Consider the following 11549-nt stretch of genomic DNA (forward strand, 5'->3'; position numbering starts at 1 on the left):
TTACACTTCCTTTGCAGGTACGCCAACTGCTTTTACGCCATTTACAAAATTACTAACCACAACAGCCCCTGCACCAATTAAACAATTTGATCCTATATGAATGCCTTGAATAATTGTTGCACCTGTTCCGACATGTGTTCCTTTTTCTATATGGACACTGCCTGATATTTTTGTGCCTGGCGCAATATGTATATGGGAACCTATTTGACAATCATGATCAATCAGCGCACCGGTGTTTATAATACTATTATCGGCAACTATTGTATTCGTTTGAATAATAGTACCAGCCATTATTTGAACACCTTGTCCTAATTGGACGGAAGGAGCAATAATGGCTGAAGGATGGATGACAGATTTAAATTGATACGTTTTTTGCGTAAATTTATTAAAGATTTTTTCTCGCAATGGGGACGGTTTAATTGTTCCTATGGCGAGTACTAGTTCAATGTCTGCTGGATTATATTGTTCTATTACCTCATCAGATCCTAAATAAGTTAAACCAAAAGCATTCTCTTCTGTAGTCGGTGCAGTAAATCCAATAATTGTTTCCTTCTGTGATAATAACATTTCAGTTAATACGGAGGCATGTCCACCATTTCCAATCATAATAATCAGCTTATTCATCAATTAGCTCATCCTCTTCATATGATTTTGAAGCAATTTCACCGATAAGAGACCAGTATTTAGAAGGTTGCATACCATCTCCAGGTCTTTTTACAGTTAAATTATCAGTAGTAAATACCTCACCTACATTTATAGGAGTTTTAGCAATAAGGCTTTTTCTGACAGGAATCCTATTTTTAATCTCTACAGAGTTAGGTCTTTTAATTCCATCCCCCAGTGCCAGCTCTACATCTCTAATTCCTTTTATCATGGACTTTAACTCTCCTGGATTTAAGGATGCAATATGATCAGGCCCTTCTAGTGTTTTATCTAAAGTAAAGTGCTTTTCTATCACTTTTGCGCCCAAGCTAACAGCTGCAATGGGTATATTAATACCTTCTGAGTGGTCTGATAACCCAATTGATAAGTTGAAACTCTTCTGCATTTCAGTCATTGCATTTAAATTAATAGAGTCCATTGGGGCTGGATATTGTGTAGTACAGTGTAATAATGTGACATATTTATTTAGCGCTTCTTTTGCTTCCGTCGTAGCATAAAAGCTGTATACCTGCTTAATCGTAACAGGTTCCATAGATTTCACTAAACCATAAGCTATAAATGCTAATGCCTCATGAATCTCTTCGACAGTTGCCATTCCAGTAGATAAAATTATTGGTTTTTGTTTTGTCGCTATATAATGAATAAATGGTGCGTTCGTTAATTCGCCTGAAGGAATTTTAGCTGTGGCAATTGCAATTTCATCTAGTAAAAAATCGACACTTTCAAAGTCAAAAGGTGTCGATAGAAATTCTATTTGCTCTGATTGACAAAACGATTGCAATTCAATAAATTCATCATAAGTTAATTCTAGCTTTTTCAACATCGCAAATTGAGATGAAGCCTCACCTAAATTTGCGACTTGATATGCAGCTTGCTGCGCTTGCTTTGTTACTAAGTTTTCAGCTTTAAACGTTTGAAATTTTACCGCGTCAGCTCCTGCTTCTTTTGCGACCATCACTAGCTCTTTTGCCATTTTTAATGACCCATTATGATTGACACCTGCTTCAGCGATGATATATGTTTTATTGTTCATAAATCATAAAACCCCTTTTGAATAGAAAATGAAGGTAAGCTGCGTAATACTGTCATTATTTTTTCCGATACTTTGCCATCGCCAAATAAATGTTCATATTTATCGCTAAACTTTCTAGCCTTTTCAATAGTATGATAAATATTTCCAGCATCCATCTTTGTATTAAATACTGAATTGGGATGCTCTCGTCCTTCTTGACGGTTTCCACAATTTACAGTAGGTGTCTCTAAATAAGGGACTTCAATTAATCCACTCGAAGAATTCCCAATGACAACCTCAGCATTCTTTACTGCACTTAAATACTTTAATTGACCAAGTGAATCAAATATTTTAGCATTACTATGTTTTAATATGAATTGTTGAATAGCCTCATTAATTAACCTTCCTCCATTATCAGCATTCGATTTTGTAAACACCAAATTAATATCGGAATAATTTTCCAAAGATTTTAACAATTCGTAGATCCCATTAATATGACCATTCGTTTCAGGATGATAAGTTATTAAAAACATAGGTTGTTGCTCATCCAGTTGAAGTTTTTGAAATAGTTCCTGACGCGTCAGCAGATTTAAATTCACAATATTTTCTATACCAAGAGCACCGACATTAAAGACACGTTCTGGAGATTCACCTAATTGAATAACACGTTTGCGGTGAGATTCTGTACTTGTAAAGTGCCAGGTAGCCATTTTTGTAATGGAATGACGAATTGCATCATCATACGCACCAAAAGTACATTCTCCTCCATGTATATGGGCAATCGGTATTTGCATAATAAGTGCTGTTTGAGCAGCAGCTAGCATTTCAAATCGATCACCTAAAATGATAAGTAAATCTGGTTGTAAACGGTTAAAAGCGTCTGCGAAACTAATTGCGGCAAGTCCAATTGATTTCACAATGCTAGTGGAAGAGTCCGCAGATAACAGAATTTCTATCTTTTCATCAATGAAAAAACCATCATTCTCAATCTCTTTATATGTACTTCCAAACTCTGGCGATAAGTGCATACCCGTTACAACCATCTGTAAATCAATTGCTTCATCTCGTCGTATCTTATTAGCAAGATTTGACAGTAAACCGTATTCGGCTCTCGTACCAGTCACAATACAAATTTTACGTTTCATCGTGATCCCTCACTGATTGGTGTGCTAGGAATATTGACAACTCTTCTATTCAACTGTTCTGTCACATTTAATTCTGATTTCGGACAGTTTTGATAAATTGCTAAATGGTGCATCGGTGTCCAAATCGGACGGCTCATTACACCTTGCTCATTTAAAAAGCTTAATACCTCATCACGATTAATCTGCTCATTAAGGAGAATAGTCTGTAACCAATAATTGCTTCTAGTATTTTCAGGCTCTTTAAATAAATGCACGCCCTCTAAATTACTTAACCATTGCTCATAGTGCTTGGTTAAATCGCGTTTTTGTTGAATAAACGTTGGCATTTTTTCTAATTGCGCGCAACCTAGCGCTGCATTTAAATTCGGCATGCGGTAATTAAATCCGATTTCATCGTGCTCATACGCCCACCGATGTGGAATTTTAGCAGTCGTTGTTAAATGTTTTGCATAGTCAGCTATCGCATCGTCATCTGTCACAATCGCACCGCCACCGCCAGTTGTCATTATTTTATTGCCGTTAAAGCTGATGGCACTTACTTTTCCAAAGCTACCTGTATGTTTTCCTTTATAATAAGTACCCAATGATTCTGCTGCATCTTCAACAAGCGTCACATTATACATATCACATACTTTTAGTAAACCTTCTATATCAACCGCATGACCGAATGTGTGCATTGGTACAAGCGCAGAAATACGTCTTCCTGTGTCTCTATTATAAAGCTGGTTGTTTTCTGTTGTTCCAATTTGCTCTAGGTAGATTTTTAATTTATCTGCATCAACACCTAAAGTATGAAAGGAAACATCTATAAAGTGAGGTACTGCACCCAAATAAGACACGGCATTGGCTGTTGCAATAAAAGTAAGAGAAGGCATTAATACTTCGTCTTCCGCCTTTACGCCTGCAATTTTTAATGCAATATGTAATGCAGCTGTACCATTTACAACAGCAACAGCACGTTTAACGCCCACAAAATTTGCGAGGTCTTTCTCTAAACGATTCACATAAGCTCCAACTGAGGAAACCCAACCTGTTTTGATACAATCCGTCACATATTCAACTTCTTTTTCATTAAATGTTGGCTCATGTAAAGGCACAAACTCTTTACCGTAAAACTGTTTTACATTATTCGCAAATTCCGTCCATTGAGTATTCATATATTGTAAACATCTGCCTTATATTGAGATAAGTTTTTAGGATTTGTAAACCATTCTATTGTTTCTTCAAGACCTCTATGGAAGCCCTCTTTACCACCATATTGTGGTTCCCATCCAAGTAGTTCCTTCGCCTTTTTGTTTTCAGCCCAAAGACGCTCGACTTCACTTTTTTCAGGACGTAGGCGGTGCTCATCCGTTTCGATTGTTAAATCTACACCCATAATATCTGCAATCATTTGTGCAGTTTCACCAATAGAAATTTCGTAATTTGATCCAATATTAATAACTTCCCCAATTGAATTAGTAGATTCCATAACAGAAATAAATCCGTTAACTGTATCTTTTACATAGTTAAAATCGCGTGTAGGGCTTACAGCACCAAGCTTAATGTTCTTTTTGCCACTTGCCAGTTGGCTAATAATTGTCGGGATAACAGCACGAGCTGATTGACGAGGCCCATATGTATTAAACGGACGAACAACCGATACTGGTGTATCAAATGAGCGGTAAAATGATAATGCCATTTGATCAGCGCCTATTTTTGATGCAGAATAAGGTGATTGCCCTTGTAACGGATGCTCTTCATCTATTGGTACATATAACGCTGTTCCGTATACTTCACTTGTAGAAGTATGAACTACCTTTTCTATACCTAACTCTTTCGCTGCTTGTACTACATTTAAAGTCCCTGTCACATTAGTATCTACGTAAGTTGCAGGAGAATGGTAAGAATACGGGATTGCAATTAACGCTGCTAAATTAAGAACATGCGTACAACCCTTCATAGCTTCTTTCACACCATAAGGATCACGAATATCTCCTGAAAACACATCCAATGATGATTTAATTTCTGATGAAGACTGATCTAACCAGCCCCATGAATTAAATGAATTGTAATAAACAAATGCACGAACATCATAGCCTTGTCGTACTAATGTTTCTGTTAAATGTGAGCCTATGAAGCCATCTGCTCCGGTTACTAAAATCTTTTTTTGCTTCACACTTATCCCTCTTCTTCTAAAAAATTATTGATTTTTCGCTATTAATTGTACAAATTCCTCTTCATTTATCAAAGGAACATTTTTTATTTTAGCTCCTTTAATAGCCGTGTTAAATACATTTACTTTTGTTTTATCCATTTTTTGATTATACCAATACCAAAACACTTGAAACATAGATGTTGTATGGATAGTACTTCCATCATTGGCCTCTATATTTCTTAAAAAAATATCATTAGAAGCATCTCTTCCCGAGGTAGAATCTACTGCATGTGTTTGATTACCTGCGAACCCCAAATCTTGACCAAATAACACTATAGTTTCATAACCTAAATATTCAAGTAAACTAAACGCTGTTGTTCCTACAGATCCACCTGTTTCAATTAGAGGTATATTCCGCTTCTTAGCCTCTTCCTCCGCTAATTGATACCCTTGTTGAAATAGTATATATCTCTTGCTACCATGTTGAGCTACGGTTTTAGAGTTTGCAGTACATAAATAATACAACTCTCCCTCAAAATTTGAATCTTGAAACTGAGGTATAGTTTCATCATTAGCATCTGACAAGACTGCAGCTTTTGGTGTAATTCCATTTCCCAACATCTTTTTTAATACTGCTCCTACAACAAATATATCCACTTGATATTGGTACTTTTTTAGCCAATGTATTGTATCGTTCAGGGATGGCCCTGCGGCAACTAAACAACCAATACTACGCTGCTTTTTTACTTGAATAATTTCGTCAGCTAAATTCATATTACAAGTGAAATTTTCTTCCATTTTACTTGAATCTCTTTTAAGAGAAAGTTGATTTATTTTTATCGTTTCTAAAATTGAAAATAATGGATGCCTTTGGCCAATCCCCTTAATCCAAGCATTTGGAAGTAAAATTTGAACATTATCTTGTAGTTCTGTTTGATTCAAGTCATGAACTATATGTACATTTCCTTGGTTCCACCAGTGATCAGTATTATGAGCTAAAAATAATTCGTATTCATGTTTATCAAAATAATATACCGTCACGGTTTTATTTTTACATTGGCTAACAAGAGCATTTAAATGATAGCCTAACCCTAAACCAATTAATACGTAACTTTTTGCTTCTGTATTAATCTCAGCATTTAACCAACGGAAAGCGTCTTCCTTTGGTCGGTATTTACTATAGATAAAGACTCCATTTAACTGTAATGTAGGTTCTCCATTTTTAGCTTTTTCTACTAGCCATTGCAACTTATTGTACCGTACCTTTTGCACTAACTACTTCTTCAAAAAAAGGTGCGATTTCGTATTCAAACATATCAGCAACTAATACATAATCTTGTTTTTCTAATCCTTCGTTTACTTCTATTAAAAACTCCTGAATTTGTCCAATATTTAATGCTGCGTGTGCTCCATTTTTCATCAAAAGATCACTTGCTTCAGAAAGCCAAAGTACACCTTCTGAAAAATCTTTAATTGCTATTAAAGCATTATTTAGTTTGTCCTCCCGTAAATAGTTAGCAATATATATAGCCCCATCAGGTATCTTCTTCACATAGTCATTATAACTTTCTATTAGTTCTTTAATCTCCATTGTTATTCCCCCATAAGCTTTTCAGCTTCTCTAATTGTATCTTGTGTATACTGAATAGATTGTTCAGTAGCCTTACATAGTCTGTCATATAACTCTCTATTCTGTTCAAACACACGTTGATATGTTTGTTCTGGAGTTTCTTCTCCTTTTGCCTCATAATTCGTCATAACATCTAATGTTATTGGATCATTAATACGCTCCATAACTACTTTTTTCATTAATTTTGCTACCTTAATATCTACTTCGTCTAACGTTTTTAAAATACTAGGAGCAAATTCTGTCGTTAAAGTATTTTTTTCTAAGGCCTGTTGAGCCAACTTTAACTCTAAAATAATATTTTTATATATTCTAATCTCCTCTCTTGCACTACTTATATACTTGGCTAAATCCTTTTTGTTCTCTTTTGCATTATATAATTTCACTTCACAACTTCGATCTACAAATTGACGACAAAATTGTCCAAAGGATTTTTGCTGTATATTTACTATCTTCACCCCTCCCTCTGTACAATTGAAAATGGTATTAGGGTCTTCAATTTGTTTCATTATTTCCTCAAAGCTTTCCTTCATGGAAAATAATGAGTAATCTGTCATCACTTTATCACCATAGTAACCTTCTATTTCAAAGGCACCTTGAAAAGCTAGAAATGCACTATCAGCTGCTTTTAAATGCTTATTTCCCTCGGCATGAGTCTTACCCTCAGTATAAGCTAAATCCTGCCCTATTAAGGCTATTGGACCTGTAGATAGATAACGAGCAATACTTAATGCGAAGTTTGCTACCGATCCACCTCCTAAAATATTAGGTAATTCGATTCCAAGTGTCTTATTCACATGCTCCTTATACTTATTTTCCCTAGTATCTAGAAAAGCATATTGTCTATTTTTAAAATTTTGTTGTATTTTATAATGACTAGTCGAAGCATACATTAGCTCAGCTGACTTTACTTTTAAATCTTTAAAGTGAGACTCAAAATTTATTTCAGAGCCGTCAATTGTAATAATATAATCAGGTTCAATATTATGTGTCATTAAAGTATTTACAGTTGAACCTGCAGCAATTAATATAACATTTTTTCTAATACCCTTCAGCGTATTAAGTTGTTTAGTTAATGACGGCCCTCCAGATGCTACTACCACTGGGCAATCGTAAAACTTTTCCAATACTTTTAAAGAACCATTAATATATGTTGGTAGCATATTGCGAATACTATTTTCCTGCCAGGTAACACTTAAATCCCTAACGGTATTATTGTAAACCACATTTAAACTTTGAATATCTTTCACCTTTTTTAGAACATTCACATATAAAGAGGAGAAGATCTTATCATAGTTTGGAGCACAAATTACATTAATTTTTCTACTAAAAAAGCGTAGCTTTCCGTCAATTGCTTCTTGAATTTCATCTAAATTATTTCCAAATACAATATCATATTGTTTAGTATTATATTTATCAAAAGTAGTAATTGGTTCAATAAATAATATTTTTTCATTACTTATTTTTTCTTTTACTAACGCATTTGCAAGATAGCCTTTTCCATATCCAAAAATAACATTAATATATTGTTTATTAATTTCTTTCTTAATCAAACTTTCTGCTTCTCGTAGAGGATTATATTTACTATGCAATAAATATCCATTAACTTCAAACGTTTCATTGCCGTCTTTTGCAGTTATACTTTTTATATTTAGTAATTCCATAAATCTATCAATCACCTCACTTTGTATATCGGCATTCTTTTAAAAAAATAAAGAAGGCCCTCTCAATAAATAGAGAGAGCCTTCTTCTTAATCATTTAAAGATTATTGTAATAATTGTAGAACACCTTGTGGTTGTTGGTTAGCTTGAGCTAACATAGATTGAGCAGCTTGCATTAAGATGTTATTCTTAGTGAAGCCCATCATTTCTTTAGCCATATCTGTATCACGGATACGTGATTCAGCAGCTGTTAAGTTTTCAGAAGTAGCACCTAAGTTGTTGATTGTGTGCTCTAAACGGTTTTGTACCGCACCAAGTGCAGAACGTTGTGTAGATACTGTTTCTAGAGCTTTATTGATCGTAGAGATTGCTTTGTTAGCTACAGATTGTTTGTCAATCTTAACTCCACTTACACCAATACCTTTAGCACCCATATCTTTGATAGTTAAAGTAATGCTTTGGTCTTTGTTAGCACCAATATGGAATACTTTACCTTTAAAGCTGCTGTTTAATAATTTTTGAGTATTGAACTCTGTATCTGTTGAAATACGAGTAATCTCAGAAGTTAATGCATCTACTTCTTTTTGAAGTGCATCACGGTCTGTAGATACGTTTGTATCATTCGCAGATTGTACTGCTAATTCACGCATACGTTGTAGGATTGAGTGTGTTTCGTTAAGAGCACCCTCAGCAGTTTGGATTAAAGATACTGAATCTTGAGCGTTTTTAGTAGCCATATCAAGACCACGGATTTGTCCGCGCATTTTTTCAGAGATTGCTAAACCAGCAGCGTCATCGCCAGCACGGTTGATTTTGTAACCAGAAGATAACTTCTCAAGGTTTTTAGATGCTTGTGTGTTGTTGAAAGCTAGGTTACGGTGTGTGTTTAAAGCTGAAATGTTGTGTTGAATTCTCATTTGGAATTCCTCCTTGAATGTTTGTTTTGTTATTCCACATCCGTGTGGAATTTAGGAATAGGTAGTATGTATATACTTCCTGCCCCCTACAAACTATATATCGTATTTAGCTGGAAATGTTTAATAGTTTTTTAGAAATTTTTTTAATTTTTTTATGTAATAATTTTAAACAACTTATATCAATTATTTTTCTTCAATTGCTCTAAAAAGTTTGTTGTTGAAGAAAGAGCTTCTTTATTTTGAGCTTGTATTGCTTCAAAAACTTCCGAACGATGTACTTTTACCGTTTTTGGGGCAACAATACCTAGCTTAATTTGCTCGCCTTCTACGGCTAAAATCTTTATTTCAATTTGATCACCAATCATGATCGATTCATCTTTTTTTCGCGAAAGGACTAGCATTATTTCGCACTTCCTTCCAATGGTTGCATTGGATAACGTAGAGGAAAGGCTTTATTGTCTTGGAGAACGATTTGCTTGCCTCGTTTTTTAGCAATATTTAAAATAACGGGTGCTAACAAGTTAATTGTAGAGTCTTGAAATGTCTCTTTCATTGTTACAATGGCGTATGCAAGAACATCTTCTTGTTTTTCAATTTGTAATTGCTCACGATCTTCTTCGCTAATATCAAAGCTATAATCTTTTTTGAATGCAAATGGATAGGCAACAACAAAGCCAATTTCAACATGTTGAACAGATTGAAGTAACGCGAGAGGTAAGTTTGCATCGATTGGAAGCAAAACGAACTTTCTTTCTTCCTCTAAACCTAATAAGCCATGTTCAAACGTCAAAATATCTTGATTGGCAATTTCAACTTCTCCTAAAAATTTAGTAGCAATTTTCATTTATAAACTCTCCTTTAAATGATGACATCTATGTCAACATCTGGTCTTTGTATCATTGTACCAGTTACTTTTCCTGGTGTGTATTCATGTATAGGTTTGTTCACTTTGGCGTCAATTACTGGTTCTCTTCGTTGAATATTGATATCCGTTGTACCTGGAGTGAAATTAATTTTGACGGATCCTACGGATGGTACAAATTTGACATTAAATTGAACACGATGTGGACCGTGGTTTTGCTGAGCGATATTTTGAATTACTGCACGCCCTTGATCTTTCCCTGAATTCTCCATAATTTGTCGTCCTTCTCTTGCTCTTCGTGCCATTCCTTTTAGCGCCTCTTGTTTCCCTTTTTCAGCGTAATTTGCACTTGATTCTATGGGACCGATCATTCCTATGTCTCTTCTTGCCTGTGAGGAGTCAATCTTTAAAACACTTCTCGTTGTATTTATATCTAAAATAGCGGCTGGCTGTTCAATATGCTCTGTCGCTTTTGGTTGTTCAATATACTGCTGAGGTTTACCAATATGAAGATCAATTTTGGCATCGATTGTACGAATTTGTATTTGTGGTAGCCTCACAATACTAGCTCTCCTTTCAAGAAAAGCGTTTGAACAAGGTGTCCAAACGCCTAAATGATATTAACGGATAAAATCCACTAATGTTTGCTGAATTATTTTAGAACCTACTGAAAGTGCAGCCTGATGAATAGATTCATGTGTCACCATTTCAGTAATCGCCTTTGCATAGTCAACAGACTCATTATCTCTCAATTGCTTTGTTACGTTAACCTCACGTACACCCAAACGATTTTCCATCATTTCTACACGATTTTGTCGTGCCCCGATGTCTGCCTGTGCTTCTAAAACTTTATTATGCATAGCTGTAATATCATCATTTGTAGTCGATGAAGATACGCCACCTAGCATGCTAGCAATTTCTTCACCTGTTTTGGTTGGATCGCCTAATAAATCCGAAATTTTACCCATCATACCATCTATATTACTAAATAGATCTTTCCCTGGGGTATTCACAGAAAGCTGGATACCATCATATATTTCTACTTTTACACTCTCTTGATTAGTATTTGGGTTTATGGCACCTCCTATAAACAAAGGCTCGTTAGTTCTAGTTCCGCTAAATATGTAACTACCACCTATATTCGTATTCCCTACATCCTGTAATTGTTGGCGAATTTGGTCAATTTCTTTTTTTATTTTGTCGCGATCCTCTGATGTATTTGAATCAGTGGCTGCTTGAATAACTAATTCGCGAACTCGCTTCATTTGCTCGCCAACCTGATTTAGAGATTCATCTGTCGAATCCAACCAGCTACTTGCCGTAATCGTGTTTCGAGTGTATTGCTCTACTTTAGCCAAATCTCGACGATAGCCCATACCCTTTACTGCAATAACAGGATCATCAGATGGACGAGTGATTTTTGAACCCGAATTGATTTGATCTTGAAGCTTAGACATTTTACCATAGCTGTTATTTAAATTGCGTAGCATGTTACTTGATAGCATAGATTGTGTTACACGCATC

General features: G+C 35.2%; 13 protein-coding genes. All 13 read right to left on the reverse strand.

The window, feature by feature from the left end; genetic code table 11:
* The 13 genes from AC3CH7_RS06895 to flgL all read right to left on the reverse strand — a co-directional run bounded on the left by AC3CH7_RS06895 (position 1) and on the right by flgL (position 11548).
* Positions 1-624: an acetyltransferase gene (locus tag AC3CH7_RS06895; protein ID WP_008178832.1), complete on the reverse strand. Its 624-nt coding sequence runs from the start codon at positions 622-624 to the stop codon at positions 1-3.
* Positions 617-1696, reverse strand: coding sequence for an N-acetylneuraminate synthase (neuB, locus tag AC3CH7_RS06900; RefSeq protein WP_008178834.1), 1080 nt, complete (start codon positions 1694-1696; stop codon positions 617-619). The genes AC3CH7_RS06895 and neuB overlap by 8 nt, the downstream gene beginning before the upstream one ends.
* Entirely contained in the window at positions 1693-2820 is a 1128-nt protein-coding gene (gene neuC, locus AC3CH7_RS06905) for a UDP-N-acetylglucosamine 2-epimerase (protein ID WP_488381634.1), read from the reverse strand. The genes neuB and neuC overlap by 4 nt, the downstream gene beginning before the upstream one ends.
* Complete coding sequence (locus AC3CH7_RS06910; RefSeq protein WP_488381635.1) at positions 2817-3977, reverse strand: LegC family aminotransferase; 1161 nt, start codon at positions 3975-3977, stop codon at positions 2817-2819. The genes neuC and AC3CH7_RS06910 overlap by 4 nt, the downstream gene beginning before the upstream one ends.
* Positions 3974-4978: an NAD-dependent 4,6-dehydratase LegB gene (locus AC3CH7_RS06915; protein ID WP_488381636.1), complete on the reverse strand. Its 1005-nt coding sequence runs from the start codon at positions 4976-4978 to the stop codon at positions 3974-3976. The genes AC3CH7_RS06910 and AC3CH7_RS06915 overlap by 4 nt, the downstream gene beginning before the upstream one ends.
* 24 nt (positions 4979-5002) lie before the next feature.
* Complete coding sequence (locus tag AC3CH7_RS06920; protein WP_488381637.1) at positions 5003-6205, reverse strand: motility associated factor glycosyltransferase family protein; 1203 nt, start codon at positions 6203-6205, stop codon at positions 5003-5005.
* A gap of 1 nt (position 6206) precedes the next feature.
* Positions 6207-6548 (reverse strand): DUF8042 domain-containing protein, encoded by a 342-nt coding sequence (locus tag AC3CH7_RS06925; RefSeq protein WP_008178846.1) that lies wholly within the window; start codon positions 6546-6548, stop codon positions 6207-6209.
* A gap of 2 nt (positions 6549-6550) precedes the next feature.
* A complete protein-coding gene (locus AC3CH7_RS06930; protein WP_036160835.1) occupies positions 6551-8248 on the reverse strand; it encodes a motility associated factor glycosyltransferase family protein in 1698 nt (565 codons plus the stop codon).
* Positions 8249-8350: 102 nt separating this feature from the next.
* Complete coding sequence (locus tag AC3CH7_RS06935) at positions 8351-9163, reverse strand: flagellin N-terminal helical domain-containing protein (protein ID WP_008178849.1); 813 nt, start codon at positions 9161-9163, stop codon at positions 8351-8353.
* A 179-nt stretch (positions 9164-9342) separates the two neighbouring features.
* Positions 9343-9564, reverse strand: coding sequence for a carbon storage regulator CsrA (csrA, locus tag AC3CH7_RS06940; protein WP_488381638.1), 222 nt, complete (start codon positions 9562-9564; stop codon positions 9343-9345).
* Positions 9564-10007 (reverse strand): flagellar assembly protein FliW, encoded by a 444-nt coding sequence (gene fliW / locus AC3CH7_RS06945; protein WP_488381639.1) that lies wholly within the window; start codon positions 10005-10007, stop codon positions 9564-9566. The genes csrA and fliW overlap by 1 nt, the downstream gene beginning before the upstream one ends.
* Positions 10008-10021: 14 nt before the next feature.
* Positions 10022-10585 (reverse strand): DUF6470 family protein, encoded by a 564-nt coding sequence (locus AC3CH7_RS06950; RefSeq protein ID WP_488381640.1) that lies wholly within the window; start codon positions 10583-10585, stop codon positions 10022-10024.
* A 60-nt stretch (positions 10586-10645) separates the two neighbouring features.
* Positions 10646-11548 carry a flagellar hook-associated protein FlgL gene (flgL, locus tag AC3CH7_RS06955; RefSeq protein ID WP_447402693.1) on the reverse strand — a complete coding sequence of 301 codons (903 nt, stop codon included), beginning with the start codon at positions 11546-11548 and terminating at the stop codon, positions 10646-10648.
* Between the last annotated feature and the right edge of the window lies 1 nt (position 11549).

Source organism: Lysinibacillus sp. F12 (assembly GCF_057773605.1).